This window comes from Hydrogenophaga sp. (assembly GCF_030373245.1).
Taxonomy (GTDB): Bacteria; Pseudomonadota; Gammaproteobacteria; order Burkholderiales; family Burkholderiaceae_C; genus Hydrogenophaga.
In genome coordinates this window covers 281,962-298,340 of sequence record NZ_JAUCZF010000003.1, presented here as the reverse complement: position 1 = coordinate 298,340, position 16,379 = coordinate 281,962, and the positions used below count along the sequence as shown (strand labels likewise).

Sequence of the window (16,379 nt, the reverse complement as noted above, 5' to 3'; positions counted from 1 at the left end):
AGCCATGACCACCCGCACCTACATCACTCGCCGAGGCGAACTCGAGACGTACTTCGACCGCACTGCGGCCGAAGCCTGGGCCCGGTTGACATCCACCGCGCCCGTCGGTCGTGTTCGCGCCACGGTGCGGGCCGGGCGTGATCGCATGCGCAGCACCTTGTTGTCTTGGTTGCCGCAAGACCTGAGGGGTCAACGCATCCTCGACGCCGGATGTGGCACAGGTGCGCTGGCGGTTGAGGCCGCTCGGCGCGGCGCCCATGTGGTGGCCATTGACCTCTCGACTACCTTGGTCGACCTGGCTCGCGAGCGCCTGCCCGAGTCGCTGCTCAGTTCCCCTGGCTGGGGAGCGATCGACTTCCGCAGTGGCGACATGCTGGACCCCGGCCTCGGAGCGTTTGACCACGTGGTAGCGATGGACTCGCTGATCCATTACCGGGATACCGACATCGTGTCTTCGCTGGCGCGCTTGGCCGCACGCACCCGCCATTCGATGGTCTTCACCGCCGCACCGCGTACGCCGGGCAGCCTGCTGATGCTGGGCATCGGTCGCCTGTTTCCCAAAGGGGATCGCTCGCCAGCCATCGAACCGGTGTCGCCACAGGTGCTGCACAGGCTGATGGCCCAAGACCCGGCTTTTGAAGGCTGGAGTCCTGGGCGCTTTGAGCTGGTGACCGGTGGTTTCTACAAGAGCCAGGCCTTGGAGTGGAGGCGGACATGACGGCCAAACTCATCGGCAAGATGGCGCGGTCCCTGCCCGCAGAATGGCTGCCGTTTGCCGACGTGGCCAGTGCCGGTTTGCCGATGTCGCGCCTGCTGCGTCTTTCGCTCTTCAAGGTGACGATGGGTATGACCACCGCGCTGATGGTGGGCACCTTGAATCGCGTGATGATTGTGGAGCTCGGCGTCGCTGCCTGGCTGGTGTCTCTGATGGTCGCCCTGCCGATGTTGGTGGCACCGTTTCGTGCGGTCACCGGGTACCAGTCCGACACCCACCGCTCGGCCTTTGGGTGGCGGCGGGTGCCGTTCATGTGGGGCGGCACGCTGGTGCAATTCTTCGGCCTGGCCGTGATGCCCTTTGCCTTGCTGGTGATGTCGGGTGGCAATGCTGTGGCGGTGCCCGAATGGTTCGGTCCGACTGCTGCTGCTGTCTCCTTCCTGATGGTGGGCGCGGGGCTTCAGACCTCGCAGACGGCTGGCCTTGCTCTGGCCACCGACCAGGCCAGCGAAGAGACCCGGCCGCGCGTGGTGGCGCTGATGTACATCATGCTGTTGCTCGGCGCGGTGGGCGGCAGTCTGGTCTTCAGCTTCTTGCTGGCCGAGTTTTCGCCGCAACGGCTGGTCCAGACCGTGCAGGGTTTTGCGCTGGTCGTGCTGGCGCTCAACTGCGTTGCGCTCTGGAAGCAGGAGCCGCGCGATGTTGTGCGGGCGGCGGCCATGAAGAAGCAGGCACCACCTGCACCATTCCTGGTCGCATGGCGTCAGTTCATCACCCACCAGCGGGCGCGCCGTTTCCTGTGGGCCACCGGGCTGGGCACGATGGCGTTCCAAATGCAGGACATCATCCTTGAGCCTTACGGCGGCGAGATTCTGCATTTGAGCGTGGGAGCCACCAGTGCGCTGACGGCCCTGATGTCTGGTGGTGCACTCATCGGATTCGTGCTGGCAGGACGCCAACTGGCTCGCGGGGCAGATCCCATGCGCCTGGCGGCTTACGGCGCATTGGCAGGGCTGCCAGCCTTTTCGGCAGTTATTTTTGCCGCTCCCCTGGACGCAGCCTGGTTGTTTCGGTCAGGTGCCTGGGGCATAGGCTTCGGTGGCGGGCTGTTTGCGGTGGGCACGTTGTCCGCCGCCATGCGAATGGAAGAGGGGCGCTATATCGGCATGGCTCTGGGCGCCTGGGGCGCAGTGCAGGCCGCCGGTGCCGGCTTAGCCACTTTTTTTGGTGGAGGCTTGCGCGATCTCGTCTCGACCCTCGCAAATCAGGGCACTCTGGGCCTGGCGCTGGCCAACCCAGTCACTGGATACAGCTTTGTGTACCACCTCGAACTGTTGCTGTTGTTCTTGACGCTGGCGGTCATTGGTCCTCTCGTGGGCCGCCGTTCACAAGCCCTGCATCCCCCTCGCAAGTTCGGCCTAGCCGAACTCCCGAGTTAGACCTTCCTCAATAGATTTCCCGACCTTCACCCCAAGAAAGGAGCGTTCCCCATGGAATTCGGCGCCATCACCGGATATGTCGACCTGGCACAGATTCTTCTGTACGTGTTCTGGTTGTTCTTTGCCGGTTTGATCTACTACCTCGTTCGAGAAGGCCATCGAGAGGGCTACCCGATGCAAACTGATGGGCTCAGCCTGGAAGTCAAGGGCTGGCCTGTGCCTTCACCCAAGACCTTCAAGACCGTGCATGGCGATGTGGTCGTGCCCGACCTCAAACGCGGTGAACCCGACTACGCAGCCGCCGGGACCTATGCTTCGCCTGGTTCGCCCATTGAGCCAACTGGCGACCCGCTGCTGGCTGGTGTGGGCGCAGGTGCCTGGTCCAACCGCGCCGACGTGCCCGACATGATGCACGCCGGTGGCCCCAAGATCATTCCGCTGCGGGTAGCCCAGGCTTACAGCATCAGCAAGAACGACACAGACCCCCGCGGCCTGGAAGTCATTGCCGGTGACTTCAAGAGTGCCGGCAAGGTGGTGGACGTCTGGCTCGACCAGGCCGAGATGCTGTTCCGATTCCTGGAGGTGGAAACACCGACCGCGAGCGGGCCGCGTCGCGTGATGGTGCCGATCCCGTTCACGCGCATCGGCAGTGCCAGCGTTCAGGTGTTGTCCCTCTTCTCCCACCAGTTCGCCGATGTGCCGGGTCTGAAGAACCCGGACCAGGTGACCTTCCTGGAAGAGGAGCGCATCAGTGCGTACTTTGGCGCTGGCACCTTGTACGCCGAGCCCAGCCGGGGCGACCCCTGGATCTGAGCGCCGACAGAAAGCTCACAGACGCACATCGCCTGAAGCCCGTTTCTCCATCTCACCAGAGAGCACACCATGCCGATCAAAAGCCACGGCCACGAACATGAGTTTGAACCGCAGTATGGCCTGCCCGAGCTGTTGCCGGCCAACGAAAAAATCCTCTGGCAGGGGTCACCCGACTTCCGTGAGGTGGCGCTGCGCATCTTCCACCTGCGCAAGGTGGCGGTGTACTTCGCGCTGATGCTGGCCTGGAACGTCGCCAGCACCATGGGTGATGGCGGCTCGTTCGCCGATGGCTTGAAGTCGATCGCGTTGCTGGGCTTTCTGTCCGTGATGGGCTTCGCCGCGCTCGCCGGCCTGGCCTGGGCCACAGCGCGCACAGCGGTCTACACACTCACCGACAAACGCATCGTCATGCGGATCGGCATCGCGCTCACGCTGACCTTCAACCTGCCGCTGTGCCTGGTGAAATCGGCCAGCCTGCGCCAGCACAAGGACGGTTGTGGCGACATCCTCATTGCCATGGGCGGTGAGGACCACATTGCCTGGCTGCACCTGTGGCCGCACGTGCGCCCCTGGGTGCTGGCCCGCCCGGAGCCGATGTTGCGCGCGGTGCCGAACGCAGAACATGTGGCAGCGCTCTTGTCCCAGGCCTGGTTTGCCAGCACGGGCGCGACAGTGGCCGCAGAGGCTCCCACCACCGGCGTTGCTGCTGCGCCTGAATTGGCATCCACTGCGCCTGGCCATCGCTGGCAAGTCGGTCTCACCTGAACACCCACTGGGCACACCGCACCATGAACAACGCCGCTCAAGCTACTCAGGCCCAACTTCCCTCAAACGGCCAACCGCTGGCGCCCGACAGCTTCCCGCGCTGGGTGCTGTTGTGTGCAGGCGGTGTCATCGCCTTTTCTTTGATCAGTGTCGGTCTGGTGCGCATCACCGGCAATGGCCCCGACCAGAAGCCGCAGCCCGGCACCATGGAGCGCGCTCTGCGCTTTGTGGACCAACCCGATGGTGGCATCGCCGTCATCGATGGCCGCACCGGCGAGCTGGTGCGCTCGTTCCAGGGTGAGCAGGGCTTTCTGCGTGGCACCTTGCGCGCACTCGCGCGTGAGCGCAAGTCGCGTGGCCTGGGCTCGGAGCAACCCTTTCAGCTGATCGCTCGCACCGATGGCGGGCTGACACTGTTCGATCCGCTGACTCAGCAGCGGGTGGATCTGGAGTCGTTCGGTCCGACGAATGCTGCCGCCTTTGCACCCTTGCTCACCGCGAGCCCGGTGAATGTGCCCAACGTCGTCTCCCATCCCGCCAAGCCCTGAACTTGAAGGACACCATCATGCAAGCCGCCCATTCCGTCACCGCCACCGTTGGTCATGCACCATCAGTTGAAGGTATCCATAGCTCAGATGACGCTGCGCGTAAGGCCAAGTCTGAATCGCTGTTGAGCCCGCGCTTCTACACCACCGACTTCAAGGCCATGGACGCCATCGACGTCTCGCCGTTGCGCGCCGAGTGGGACGCCATGATGGCCGAGTACGAAGGCGACAACAACCATGATCACTTCCAGCGCACGCCGGAGTTCGCCGCGGAAGTGGCGCAGGTATTTTCAAGGGTGTCGCCCGAGCTGCGCGAAGAGTTCCTGGACTTTCTGATCAGCAGCGTGACCAGCGAGTTCAGCGGCTGCATCCTGTACAACGAAATCCAGAAGAACATCACCAATCCCGACATCAAGGCGCTCATGCGCTACATGGCGCGCGACGAGTCGCGCCATGCCGGCTTCATCAACCAGAGCCTGCGCGATTTCGGTATCGGTCTGGACCTGGGCGACCTCAAGCGCACCAAGGCCTACACCTACTTCAAGCCCAAGTACATTTTCTACGCCACCTACCTCAGCGAAAAGATTGGCTACGCGCGCTACATCACCATCTTCCGCCAGCTCGAACGCCATCCCGAGAAGCGCTTTCACCCCATCTTCCGGTGGTTCGAGCGTTGGTGCAATGATGAATTCCGGCACGGCGAGAGCTTCGCGCTGATCATGCGCACCCAGCCGCACCTGCTCAAAGGCGGCAACCTGCTGTGGATCCGCTTCTTTCTGTTGGCGGTGTACGCCACGATGTACGTGCGCGACCACACCCGACCGATGTTGAAAGCAGCGATGGGCCTGGACCCAACGTCCTACGACTACGAGGTGTTTCGCATCACCACCGAAATCACCAAGCAGGTGTTCCCGATTTCTCTGGACACCGACAACCCGGCCTTCCGCGCCGGGTTGGCCAGGCTGTTCATGATCCAGAGCAAGATGGATGCAGCCAAACAGCGCGGCGGCATCGTCGGCAAGCTCCAGCAGCTTTCTTGCGCGGTCGCCGGTGCAGCCACCTTCGCGCGCCTGTACCTGATGCCGGTTCACCGGCACGAGCTGCCGGTGAACGTGCGCGTGGCGCCGAGCTGGTAGACGGTGTTGTTCGAGCCGCGTCCCTTGAGGTCAAGTCCCCACAGGCAAGCGATCCATGTCTGACATCGCCCTGGCCGCGCTGTTCGCCGTATTCATCTGGTGGTTCAGCACGGGCATCGTGCTGTTGCTCAATGGCATGCAAAGACGCGCCTACAAGCTCAGCCTGTTTGCATCCACGGCCCTGGCCGTGGCGGCGCTGGTGGCGTTGAACCACACTGCCGATCTGACCAACACCGCGGCCATCTACTGCGCGTTCACCAGCGCGCTGCTGATCTGGGGCTGGCACGAACTCAGCTTCCTCACCGGCTGGATCACCGGGCCGCGCACCACCGCGCTCCCGGCTGCCTATGCCCAGGGCAGGGAAGGGCGGCGCTTCATCGAGTCGGTGCGCGCCATCCTCTGGCATGAGCTGGGCATTCTGTTGGTGGGTGTGCTGCTCATCGCCATGACCTGGGGCGCGCCCAACCAGGTCGGCACATGGACTTTTGTGGTGCTGTGGTCCATGCGCACCAGCGCCAAGCTCAATCTTTTCCTGGGCGTGCGAAACCTGAGCGAAGAGTTCTTGCCACCGCACCTGGTCTATCTCAGCAGCTTTTTCCGTCGTCGTGCCATGAACCTGCTGTTTCCGTTCGTGGTGGTCGGCGCCAGTCTGGTGCTGGGCTGGATGGTGATGCGCGCGCTGGACCCTGCGGCCGATGCAGCCACCGTGCTGGGTCTGACGTTGGTCGGCACCATGCTGGCGCTGGCCATCATTGAGCACGGGATGCTGGTGCTGCCCGTGTCCACCACAGCGCTGTGGCGCTGGGCCCTGTCCAAACGACAGCCCGCAGCGGGCAGCCTGGCGCCCACGGTTCCTAGCGCAGCCGCCCAAGCACAAACCACCCACGACGGCACAACGGCCGACAGCCATGAACAGCTACTTCACGCCCGCTGATGGCGTCCCGCCCCTGTTCGCCACGGGCACCGGCGCCGGACCGAGGGGTGGGCCGCGTGCGCTCGTCATCGGCAGCGGCTTTGGCGGTCTGGCCGCCGCCATTCGCCTGGCGCTTCGCGGCTGGCGCGTGGAGGTGCTGGAGAAGCTCGACGCCGCCGGGGGCCGCGCCTACGTCTGGCGCCAGGACGGCTACACCTTCGACGCCGGTCCCACCATCATCACCGCGCCGTTCATGTTCGACGAGTTGTGGGCGCTGGCCGGGAAAACCTTCAGCGACGACGTCGAGCTGCGGGCGATGGACCCGTACTACCGGATTCGCTTCGACGACGGCACCTGGTTCGACTACACCGGCGACGCCGAGCGCATGCGCGCCGAAGTGGCCCGCTTCAGCCCCGAAGACCTGGAGAGCTACGAGCGGTTTCTGGAAGAAGCCGCCGTCTGCTACCAGAAGGGATTCATCGAGCTCGGTGGCATTGCCTACAACACGGTCGGTGACCTGCTGCGCGCGGTGCCCAAGATGCTGCAGATGCGCGGCTGGCGCAGCATCCACCAGATGGTGTGCAGCTATTTCAAGAACCCCAAGTTGCGCATCGTGTTCAGTTTTCACCCCTTGCTGATCGGTGGCAATCCGCTGTCGGTGACCTGCATCTACAGCCTCATCAACACGCTGGAACGTCGCTACGGCGTGCACTCGGCCATGGGCGGCACTGGGGCCATCATCACCGCCATGGTCAAGCTGCTCGAGAGCCTGGGCGGGCGCATCCGCTACAACGCGGAGGTCGCGCGTATCGATGTGGAACCGGCCCCGGCGGGCAGCGACAAGCTCGGCCGCACGAACGGCGTCACCTTGGCGGGCGGCGAAAAGGTCAAGGCCGACATCGTGGTCTCCAACGCCGACACCATGTGGACCTACCGCCACCTGATCGAGCCCCAGTACCGTCGCCGCTGGTCCAACCAGCGCATCGAAAACAGCCGCCATTCCATGAGTCTGTTTGTCTGGTACTTCGGCACCAGCAAGCGCTACGACGACGTGCCTCACCACATGATGGTGCTGGGGCCGCGCTACGACGAACTGCTGAAAGACATCTTCAAGCGGCACAAGCTGGCCAAAGACTTCAGCCTCTACCTGCACCGGCCCACCGCCACCGATCCTTCGTTGGCGCCCGCCGGTTGTGATGCCTTCTACGTGCTGAGCCCTGTGCCCCACCTGGCCAGCGGCACCGACTGGGCGGCCCACGCCGAGCCCTACCGCCAGGCTGTGGCCGAGGCGCTGGAGCGCACGGTGCTGCCGGGCCTGCGCCAGCACGTCACCACCTCCCGCGTGACGACGCCGCAAGACTTTCAAGACCGCTTGCTGTCGTATCAGGGCGCGGCCTTTGGGCAAGAGCCCTTGCTGCTGCAAAGCGCGTGGTTCCGCGCGCACAACCGCAGCGAAGACATCGAGAACCTTTTCATGGTGGGTGCAGGCACCCACCCCGGTGCGGGAATCCCAGGTGTGCTCATGTCTGCCAAGACGCTTGAACAGGTGCTCCCCAATGTCAAAGCCTTTGCTTGAAGCCACCCCATCCTCAGCCGACCGTTCTGCGGGCCCGAACGAGGCGCCCGCCCAGATCGGCTACGACCTCGCGGCTTGCCGCGCGCTCATGCGCGGCGGCTCGAAGTCCTTTTTCGCCGCTTCGCTCATGCTGCCTGCGCGCGTGCGTGCGCCCGCCAGTGCGCTGTACGCGTACTGTCGTCTGGCCGACGACGCCATCGACCTGGGCAGCGATCCCTTCGCCGCCATGGCCACTTTACGGGGCAAGCTCGATGCCATCTACGACGGGCGCCCTGGTCCGGACGTCGAAGACCGGGCGCTGTGCCAGGTGGTGCACCGCTTCGCCATTCCACGCGTGTTGCTCGACGCCCTGCTGGAAGGCTTTTTGTGGGACGCACAGGGCCGCCGCTACGAGACCCTGGCCGATGTGCAGGACTATGGCGCCCGCGTGGCGGGTGCCGTCGGCGCCATGATGGCACTGGTGATGGGCGCGAAAGGTGAGCAAGCGCTGGCCCGCGCCTGCGAACTGGGTGTGGCCATGCAGCTGACCAACATCGCCCGCGATGTGGGGGAAGACGCCCGCAACGGCCGCCTGTACCTGCCGCGCGAATGGCTGCGCGAAGCGGGCGTGGACGCGGACGCCTGGTTGCGCGCGCCGGTGTTCAGTCCCGCCATTGCGCAGGTCACCCAGCGCCTGTTGGACGCTGCCGAGGTGCTGTACCTGCGGGCCGAGCAGGGCATTGCCGCGCTGCCGCGCGACTGCCGCCCCGCCATCCACGCGGCGCGGCTGGTGTACGCCGAGATCGGCGAACAGTTGTCGCGCAGCGGGCTGGACTCGATCACCCAGCGAACCGTGGTGCCACCCAGCCGCAAGCTGGCGTTGCTGGCTCGCGCCGCCGGCGCGGCCTTTGTCGCACCGGCGGGTCAGACCCAGGCGATGGCACCGCTGCCCGCGATTGCCTACCTGGTGGAGGCCGCTGAAGCGCCACTGGCCCCTGAGCTGGTGGGTAAGGAGAGCACCGTCTGGCAGCGCTTTGATGAACGCATGGCCCGCCTGATGGAGATGCACGCCCGCCTGGTCGAGCATGACCGCCTCACCCGTTGAGGGTGGATGAAGCGTTTGGCAAACCTGGCCGCCGACCATGTCTCCCAGCCACTGGATCAAGCTGCTGGAGGTGGGCGGGTTGCTGCTGGCGCTGGGCCTTTTTGTTTGGTGGCAGTTTCGCGATCTGGAGCGCGCCCGCCAGGCCACCGCTCGCCAGCGAGCGCTTGAAGCGGCGCAGGCCGCTGACAACGAGACGCCCGAAACAACCGCCACCGATCTGAGAACGCCCCCACCATGAGCACCACGCTCAAGACCATCCACATCCTGAGTGCTTGCCTGTTTCTGGGCAATGTCATCGTCAGTGGCACCTGGGCGGCGCTGGCCGAGCGCACGCGCAACCACCAGATCATCCAGTTCAGCAACCACATGGTGTTGCTCACCGACCTACTGTTCACCGTCACCGGCGCCTTGGGGGTGGTGATCACCGGGCACCTGATGTCGGTTCGGTTCGGTGGCAGTGAGAGCCACAGCTGGATCAGCTGGTCCTACATGCTGTTCGGCCTGTCGGGCCTGATCTGGTTGCTGGTGCTGGTGCCGATTCAGCTCAAGCAACGCCAGCTGCTGCGCCAGTGCGACCACATCACCTCGGAATACCTGCGCCTGTCGCGCATCTGGCAGATTTCGGGCGCGGTGGCCACGGTGCTGCCGCTGCCCATCCTGTACCTGATGATCAACAAGATCGGCTGACAGCCTGGCGCTCATGGCCATTCGTCCTCCGCCCTTGCGCGGTCAAGTCGTCCTGATCACCGGCGCAGGCTCCGGCATTGGTGCGGCGGCCGCCACCGAACTGCAGCGCCGGGGCGCACGGCCCGTCCTGGTGGACTGCAACACCGAGAACGTCCAAGCCGTGGCACGCAGCCTGGGCAATGATGTGCTGGCGCTGACCGCCGATGTGACTTCAATGGAGCAGTGTGAGGCGGCCGTTGCCGCGACCCTTTCCCGCCACGGTCGCATCGACGTCGTCTGGGCCAACGCTGGCATGGCTTCTTTCGGGCCGCTTTCCCACACCGACCCGCAGGCCTGGAAGCGCTGCATGGACATCAACATCCATGGCACGTTCAACACCGTGCGCAGCGCATTGCCCGCGGTGATGGCTGCGCGGGGCTATCTGCTGGCCACCGCCTCGGTGGCGAGCTTTGGACACGCTCCTTTCATGTCGGCCTATGCGGGCTCCAAGGCCGCCATCGAGGCCATGTGCGATGCCTGGCGCATCGAGTTGGCCTCGCACGGTGTCGGGGTCGGCGTCATTCATCCCACCTGGGTGAGCACGCCGCTGGTCACAGAAGGTGTGTTGCACCCGAGCTTTGTGCGCTTGCGCGCCACCATGCCCGGTCCACTGGGCCGCGAGATGCCGGCTGCCCGCGCCGCCACCCTGATGGTCGATGGCATCGAGCGACGCGACCGGCGCCTTTGGGTACCCGGCTGGGTGCGCGTGCTGCATTGGCTGCGCGCGCTGCTGCACACGCCGATGGCCGAACGAGAATTGCTGCGGGCAGTGCCTGAGATGGAGAAGCGCTATGTGGAAGGCTTGGCGCAGGTCGGAGCGCTGGCCTCATCGCTGGGGCCGCGTGATTTGGCGCGGATCCTGGAGCAACCGACCGAATAGTGCGCTGCGGATCAAAGAAGGGCTGTGCGCAAGGCGCGAGACGCGGCTGGGGCATCCCGAGGGCAAGGCCGCACACAGTCTTTTCTTGCGGTAACCCTTAGACGAGCCTTTCGAGGCTATCTTCGTGTGGAGTGCAAGCCCGGACGGCTTTTCCAGACCCGCGTGATCCCCCGGGTTGATCGCAGCAGGGCCGCGATCGTGGCTGCAGCAATGCCGTGTTGGTTGCTGTGGGGCCGAGGCCTTGCGCGGTCAATCGATAAGGCCCAGGCCGCTTTCGGAGGCGGGCGAAGCTGATGACGGTCGTGCTGCCTTCGGTCTTGGGTGAATCTGCCCATTCATTTCATGGGAAGCACTGTAGACGAGGCGATGGTAAGCAGCGATCTCTTGTTGAGCGCACCGACCGACGGGTGAGTGAGCTGGATGCTCGATCGTTTGAGCGGCTCGAAGCGCAGAGACTCGCACAGCGCGAAAGCGTGCAGCGAGTCCACCCTCGGCTGTCTCACTGAGCCTGCGTCCCTTCAGCGCTTGGGGTACACGCAGCGAAAGCCGATATACACCGCGGCGAAGTCGGCGTCTTTCCAGGCGCTGACCTCGGCGCGCATTTGGGAGGCGCCGTACCACCACGAACCGCCCAGCGTGCGCCGCTCGGCGCCGCGCGCATCACTTGCCCATTCCCACGTGTTGGCGCCCATGTCGAGCAGGCCGTTGACGCCGGGTGCGGTGGCACCTGCCGGCGCTGCGCGGGGCCAGGCGTCGTTTGCGCTGGTGTTGGCGCCTTGCGGGTTGTCGCCGGTGGGGTACTCGTAGGTCTTGCCGCGCTGCCAGGGCGATGGCGGTGACGCTCGCTGTTCGGTGAAAGCCGCGCTCAACCACTCGGCGGCGGTCGGCAGTCGCCCGCTCGCCCACTGGCAATAGGCATGCGCCTCGCCGTGCGTGAGGTGCACTGCCGGCAGCTGATCGCTCGCGGTTGTGCTGCCGTCGGGCGTGCGCCAGGTCCAGCCGGCACGTTGTTGCCAGCCGCCCACGTATTCAAAACCACCTCCGTCGCGCTCGGCTCGCGTGCGCAGGCCGGTGGCGGCGGCAAAGCGGGCGAACTGGGCGATCGTGACCTCGGTGCGGTCGATGTCGAATTCGGGCAAGGTCACGCGGTCGACGGGCTGCGCAGCGGCACCGCAGACGGCCGAGAACCACGCAAGCGCCAGTGTTCGTCGAAAAAAGGCGTCGAAAAAAGACATGGCCGTATCGTGCCGCGATCTGATTTTCCTCGCAGCTGCCGAGGTCAAGGACGGCGTGTGGCCATGCACCTGGCCGTGGGCAAGGTCTTGGGCATTGGGGCAACATCGCTGAATGGCTGTGCTCCAACCCGCTCCCCTCACCGTCTACTTTGATGGCAGCTGTCCGCTGTGCCAGCGCGAGATCGGCTTCTATCGCCGCATGCCCGCGGCGCAGGCGCTGGGCTGGGTGGATGTGAGCCAGCCGGCCGAGCTGGGAGCGGGCCTGGACTGTCGATCGGCCATGGCGCGCTTTCATGTGCGCGACGCCCAGGGCCAGCTGTTCAGCGGCGCAGCGGCGTTTTCGCAACTTTGGCGGCAGCTGCCCGGCTGGCGCTGGCTGGGCTGGTTGTCAGCGGCGCCGCCGGTGTCGTGGCTGGCCGAACTCGCCTACCGCGCTTTCTTGCCGGTGCGTCCCTGGATCCAGCGCGGCTTGAACCGCTGGCTTGGTGCAAGCGCTCATGGCCGCTGAAGGCGATCACGATCATTTCGTCGGTGGCGACGAGCTGCGCCAGCGACTTTGGCAGGAGCTGACGCGAGCGACGGTGGACCGACACCACGCGTGGCGCACGCCGGCGCTGGCCACCACGGGCCTTGACGGGCTGGCTCAGGTGCGCACGGTGGTGTTGCGCGAAGTCCGGCAGGCACAAGCGGAGTTGCTGATCTACACCGATGCGCGCAGTCCCAAGGTGGCGGAACTGCTGGCGCAGCCCGTCGCCAGTCTGCTGTGCTGGAGTTCGCGTCTGAGCTGGCAGCTGCGCGTGCAGCTGCGCTTTGCGGTGTTGCAGAACGACGAGGAAGCCAACGCTGCATGGGAACGGGTGCGCCAGTCGCCCTCCGCCAACGACTACCTCGCCGCGCGCGCACCCGGCAGCGCCTTGGCCGTAGCGCATGAGGCCTTGCTGGACACGCCGCAGATCGCGGTGTTGCGAGGTCACGTGATCGCCATGGACTGGCTGGAACTCGCTCGCGCCGGCCACCGCCGCGCTCGTCTGGACGAACAGCGCGTCGAGTGGCTGGTGCCCTGACCGGACTCAGGTGGCCGACGTCAGACCCAGCCCTGGCGCCAGCGACTCGGATCTTTGAGTTCGCGCCATGCGATGCGGTGCAGCGCGCGCGACATCACCGCTTCAATCTCCACCCATTCGATGGCGTCGGCCGGTTGCTCGGGTTTCACCACCACGGTGACGAGAAAGTGCTTGTCCTTGTGCAACGGGGTGACCGCAGTCCATTTGCTCAGCAGCAGTTTCTTGGGATGGATGCGGTTCATGCAGGCGATTGTCCTGCACGCACCGTCATCCACGCCTGGGCATGCGCCATGGCAGCATGGCCTGAACTACGGGTGAGACCAAGCGCGGCACGTGCAGGGTTTCGTGGAAGCTGGTGACGGTCTCGCCCAGCAGTTGCTGGCGCAGCATGGCGCGCTGGTAGAACGGCGTGTCTTCCAGCTGCTCGATGATCTGCGGCGGCGAGTCGCTGCGCTGCCGGCGCGCGATGCGCCAAGCGGTGCGGGGCAGGGCGTGCTGCGGCGGCGCTTCGAACGGCGTGACCTGGCCGTCGCGCTGGAAGCGCAGCGCCAGCAGGCGGCCATGGTCCTGTTCGGGCTCCACGTCATACAGCACGGCGGTGCTGCCGTCGGCGAGGCGGGCGCGTGACCAGTCCCATTCGGTGAAGGCGCGTTCCACCGGCTCATCGCCCTCGTTGCTGTCCAGGTAGGCCGAGCCGCTCCAGCGCTGGGCCGGGTGCTGCAGCTCCACCTCCACGCGTGCCTGCGGCGCCAGTGGCCCCCAGCGGTGGCGGCCGTTGGTGTCCAGCGCGGTGCTGAAACCGAACAGTTGCTCAGGAAACAGGCGGATGCGGCCTTTGATACGCCGTGGGATGGGCGCACCAACTTCGTCGATGTGGATGTCCAGCGAGCTGCCGTTCCAGTGCAGCTGGCTGGGGCCGATGGTGAAGAGAGCGCGTTCGCGGTGGTTGTGGCGCTCACCGCGTTCGGTCATGCTCCAGCGCCTCGCGTGACGGCTGTAGAGCGCGACGTTGAGCGCGCAGTGGTTGTCGGGCCGGGTGGCGGCGCCACCGCGCCGGGCCCAGGCGTAGTAGGGCGAGAAGACACTGCCGACGAAGGCGATCAGGCTCAGGCCGTGCGTGCCGTCGTCGCTGAGGGCGTCGATGTACCACCAGAGGTAGCCGCCGCTGGGCACCGCCTGGTCAAAGCGGGGCTCGCCATCACGGCCGCGGCCGCCAGCTGGCCCGACAGCGCCGCCATCGGCACCCCCGGCCCCGGGTGCACGCTGCCCCCCGCCAGAAACAGCCCCGGCACCGGGCTGCTCGCCCCCGAGCGCGCGAAGGCCGACATCCAGCCGTGGCTGGCCTGACCGTAAAGTGCTCCGCCCGTCGCGGGAAACAGGCGATGAAAGTCCACGGGGGTGGTGCGTATCGGCGTCGTGTGGCCGGGCGTGATCGTCAGGCCACAGCGGCGCAAGAGGTTGAAGCTGCTGGTCTCGCATGTTTCGATGTCCTTGGCGGTGAGGGTTTCGCCGTCGCCGCTGGCGGGGGCGTTGACCAGGCACAGCAGGCGCTCCGGCCCAGTGGGTGTGTGGCCGCTGCCGCGGTCCTGGGCGCAAACGTAGACGGTGGGCGCTTGCGGCAGCTGGTTCCGTTGAAAGATATCGGTGAATTCGCTGGCGTAATCGCGCTGGAAAAACACGTTGTGCCGGTCGAGCGCGAGTCCTTGCGTGGGTGCGTGCATCGACCAGGTGATGGCCGAGAGTGAGCGCGGTGGGGCGCTGGTGGATACCGCGCGCTTCGCGGGTGCGCCGAGCAGTCCGGTGCGCAGTGCAGCGGCATCACCGTTGAACACCACGGCCTCGGCACTCAGGCGCTCGCCGCCCGCCAGCCGAACGCCCACCGCCTGGCCGTTGTGCATTTCGATGGTTTCGCAAGCCGTTTCGTAGCGAAAGCGCGCGCCGCGTGCGATGGCCAGGCGTTCCAGGCAGCGCGCCAGGGCGTGCATGCCGCCGTCGATGGTCCACACGCCCTCGAGTTCCACCTGCGCGATCAGCATCAGGGTGGCGGGCGCCTGCCAGGGGGAGGATCCGGTGTAGGTGGCGTAGCGGCCGAACAGCTGGCGCATGCGTGGGTCGCGGAAATGGCGACCCAGCGTGTACCAGAGGCTGCGCATGGGGCCGAGCTGGGCGAGCGTGGTGAGGCCACCCACGCCGAGTGCGCGGGTCAGGCCCCAGAAGTCCGGTGCGGGTCCGCGGATGTAGTGCGGCTCCAGCGTTCGGTAGACGGTCGCCGCTTCAACGCAGAAAGCGCGGAAGCGGTGTGCCTCGTCGAGCCCAGCAAAATTCGCCACCGCATCAAACGAGCGCGCCGGGTCGGCGTAGAGGTTAAGCGCGGAACCGTCGTCCCACCAATGGCGGGCGAGCACCTCCAGTGGCCGGATGGTGAGCTCGGCTTCCAGCGTGGTACCGACCGAGGCGAGGACCTGGTCGAACACCCAGCGCATGGTGAACACCGTGGGGCCGCTGTCGATGGCGGCGTCGCCCACCGCGAGCTGGCGCAGCTTGCCACCAGGTGCGGCGGCGCTGTCGACCACGGTGACGTCCACACCCTGCTGCGCGAGCTGCAAGGCCGAGACCAGACCACCCATGCCCGCGCCCACCACGACCACCCGGTGCGGCGTCATGGGGGAGGCCCCGGCATCAGCGCCGGCGCAGGACCTTGCTGTGGGTCTTCCGGTGGATTGGCGATCTGGGCTGCGGCTTGCGTCGCAGGGGAAGGCCACTGTCCTTGCTGTTCCAGCAGGCGCATACGCACAAACATCGATTCGGAAAAGTAGTGGTGGCGGTAGGCGGCCTCGATCGCCGCCTGGTGCGCGCCCTGGTGGGCATAGGCCAGCATCGAGGGCGTGTCGTCCCAGACGCTGAAAGTGCATTGCCGGATCAGGGGCGCCTCGCCCAGGCCCACAGCCAGCGAACAGCCTTTGGCGTGCTGCATGGCGTTTTGTGCTGCCGGCGCATTGCGCCAGAAGGCCATGGCCTTGGCGGGCCGGATGCTGGCGCGGGTGAGCGCGGCAAGCGGGCGGGGTGGCTCGGCGTCGTTGGCGGCGCAGGCGTGTGAGCCGAGCTGTGTGGCCGGCGTGGTGCCCCAGGCCTGGCCGTCCCATTGGCCGCGGGCCGAGACCACTTCGAGCATGCCGCTCCAGAATTCGGCGGCGCGTTCCCGGTAGGTATTCGTCAGCGGGCTGGCGAGAAAGGCGCGAGCCTGGTCGGCATGGTCAAAGACCGTGATCAGGCCCTGGTGGGTCGCGCTGGGCCGCAGGCCAAAGCCGCCTTCGTGTCCGCTTCCCATGACCTTGGCGAAGATCAGCCCCGGGGTATCCTTGAGAGCGCCAGGACCCTGCGCCAGCCGCATCCAGGCCCAGGTCTGGTGCTCGCGCAACGTGTTGACCAGTATCACCACCACCACGCCCGAAAGCGTGATGAGGTCGGGATTGGAGGGGCCCATCCGG

The 16,379-nt window shown here is 66.0% G+C and carries 19 protein-coding genes; 14 read left to right on the top strand and 5 right to left on the bottom strand.

The genetic code is table 11. The features are described 5' to 3' along the window. The first annotated feature begins 4 nt into the window (after positions 1-4). From bchM to QUV25_RS09440, 12 genes are all read left to right on the top strand, one after another. The gene (bchM, locus tag QUV25_RS09495; RefSeq protein WP_300863400.1) at positions 5-718 is read left to right on the top strand and encodes a magnesium protoporphyrin IX methyltransferase; all 714 of its coding nucleotides are present in this window, start codon (positions 5-7) and stop codon (positions 716-718) included. Next, on the top strand, positions 715-2,154 hold the full coding sequence (locus QUV25_RS09490; RefSeq protein ID WP_300863399.1) for a BCD family MFS transporter: 1,440 nt from the start codon (positions 715-717) through the stop codon (positions 2,152-2,154). Before bchM ends, QUV25_RS09490 begins: the two co-directional genes overlap by 4 nt. 51 nt (positions 2,155-2,205) lie before the next feature. Continuing rightward, on the top strand, positions 2,206-2,967 hold the full coding sequence (gene puhA / locus QUV25_RS09485) for a photosynthetic reaction center subunit H (protein ID WP_300863397.1): 762 nt from the start codon (positions 2,206-2,208) through the stop codon (positions 2,965-2,967). A 69-nt stretch (positions 2,968-3,036) separates the two neighbouring features. Next, positions 3,037-3,732, top strand: coding sequence for a photosynthetic complex putative assembly protein PuhB (puhB, locus tag QUV25_RS09480; RefSeq protein WP_300863396.1), 696 nt, complete (start codon positions 3,037-3,039; stop codon positions 3,730-3,732). Positions 3,733-3,755: 23 nt separating this feature from the next. Continuing rightward, positions 3,756-4,280 (top strand): photosynthetic complex assembly protein PuhC, encoded by a 525-nt coding sequence (gene puhC / locus QUV25_RS09475; RefSeq protein ID WP_300863395.1) that lies wholly within the window; start codon positions 3,756-3,758, stop codon positions 4,278-4,280. Between the two features lie 17 nt (positions 4,281-4,297). Further along, positions 4,298-5,413: a magnesium-protoporphyrin IX monomethyl ester (oxidative) cyclase gene (acsF, locus tag QUV25_RS09470; protein WP_300863393.1), complete on the top strand. Its 1,116-nt coding sequence runs from the start codon at positions 4,298-4,300 to the stop codon at positions 5,411-5,413. Positions 5,414-5,468: 55 nt separating this feature from the next. Beyond that, positions 5,469-6,347 carry a putative photosynthetic complex assembly protein PuhE gene (gene puhE, locus QUV25_RS09465; protein ID WP_300863392.1) on the top strand — a complete coding sequence of 293 codons (879 nt, stop codon included), beginning with the start codon at positions 5,469-5,471 and terminating at the stop codon, positions 6,345-6,347. Continuing rightward, entirely contained in the window at positions 6,322-7,902 is a 1,581-nt protein-coding gene (locus QUV25_RS09460; RefSeq protein WP_300863391.1) for a phytoene desaturase, read from the top strand. The genes puhE and QUV25_RS09460 overlap by 26 nt, the downstream gene beginning before the upstream one ends. Then, positions 7,883-8,986 (top strand): phytoene/squalene synthase family protein, encoded by a 1,104-nt coding sequence (locus tag QUV25_RS09455; RefSeq protein ID WP_300863390.1) that lies wholly within the window; start codon positions 7,883-7,885, stop codon positions 8,984-8,986. The genes QUV25_RS09460 and QUV25_RS09455 overlap by 20 nt, the downstream gene beginning before the upstream one ends. 37 nt (positions 8,987-9,023) lie before the next feature. Next, positions 9,024-9,224, top strand: coding sequence for a hypothetical protein (locus QUV25_RS09450; RefSeq protein WP_300863388.1), 201 nt, complete (start codon positions 9,024-9,026; stop codon positions 9,222-9,224). Beyond that, entirely contained in the window at positions 9,221-9,673 is a 453-nt protein-coding gene (locus tag QUV25_RS09445; protein WP_300863387.1) for a DUF2269 domain-containing protein, read from the top strand. Before QUV25_RS09450 ends, QUV25_RS09445 begins: the two co-directional genes overlap by 4 nt. Before the next feature lie 13 nt (positions 9,674-9,686). Beyond that, positions 9,687-10,592 carry a short-chain dehydrogenase/reductase gene (locus QUV25_RS09440; RefSeq protein ID WP_300863386.1) on the top strand — a complete coding sequence of 302 codons (906 nt, stop codon included), beginning with the start codon at positions 9,687-9,689 and terminating at the stop codon, positions 10,590-10,592. A gap of 518 nt (positions 10,593-11,110) precedes the next feature. Here the strand turns inward: QUV25_RS09440 and QUV25_RS09435 are convergent. After that, the gene (locus tag QUV25_RS09435; RefSeq protein ID WP_300863385.1) at positions 11,111-11,827 is read right to left on the bottom strand and encodes an SUMF1/EgtB/PvdO family nonheme iron enzyme; all 717 of its coding nucleotides are present in this window, start codon (positions 11,825-11,827) and stop codon (positions 11,111-11,113) included. A 112-nt stretch (positions 11,828-11,939) separates the two neighbouring features. On the opposite strand from QUV25_RS09435, the gene QUV25_RS09430 reads away from it, so the two are divergent. Both QUV25_RS09430 and QUV25_RS09425 read left to right on the top strand, forming a co-directional pair. Continuing rightward, entirely contained in the window at positions 11,940-12,335 is a 396-nt protein-coding gene (locus QUV25_RS09430) for a thiol-disulfide oxidoreductase DCC family protein (protein ID WP_300863383.1), read from the top strand. After that, the gene (locus tag QUV25_RS09425) at positions 12,325-12,891 is read left to right on the top strand and encodes a pyridoxamine 5'-phosphate oxidase family protein (protein WP_300863382.1); all 567 of its coding nucleotides are present in this window, start codon (positions 12,325-12,327) and stop codon (positions 12,889-12,891) included. Before QUV25_RS09430 ends, QUV25_RS09425 begins: the two co-directional genes overlap by 11 nt. Before the next feature lie 20 nt (positions 12,892-12,911). On the opposite strand, the gene QUV25_RS09420 is transcribed toward QUV25_RS09425, so the two are convergent. The 4 genes from QUV25_RS09420 to QUV25_RS09405 are packed head-to-tail and all read right to left on the bottom strand — an operon-like array spanning position 12,912 to position 16,375. Next, entirely contained in the window at positions 12,912-13,133 is a 222-nt protein-coding gene (locus QUV25_RS09420) for a TIGR02450 family Trp-rich protein (RefSeq protein ID WP_300863381.1), read from the bottom strand. Positions 13,134-13,158: 25 nt separating this feature from the next. Continuing rightward, entirely contained in the window at positions 13,159-14,064 is a 906-nt protein-coding gene (locus QUV25_RS09415) for a carotenoid 1,2-hydratase (RefSeq protein ID WP_300863380.1), read from the bottom strand. After that, the gene (crtD, locus tag QUV25_RS09410; protein ID WP_300863379.1) at positions 13,998-15,554 is read right to left on the bottom strand and encodes a 1-hydroxycarotenoid 3,4-desaturase CrtD; all 1,557 of its coding nucleotides are present in this window, start codon (positions 15,552-15,554) and stop codon (positions 13,998-14,000) included. The genes QUV25_RS09415 and crtD overlap by 67 nt, the downstream gene beginning before the upstream one ends. Beyond that, positions 15,551-16,375 carry a hypothetical protein gene (locus QUV25_RS09405; protein WP_300863378.1) on the bottom strand — a complete coding sequence of 275 codons (825 nt, stop codon included), beginning with the start codon at positions 16,373-16,375 and terminating at the stop codon, positions 15,551-15,553. The genes crtD and QUV25_RS09405 overlap by 4 nt, the downstream gene beginning before the upstream one ends. Positions 16,376-16,379 lie beyond the last annotated feature (4 nt).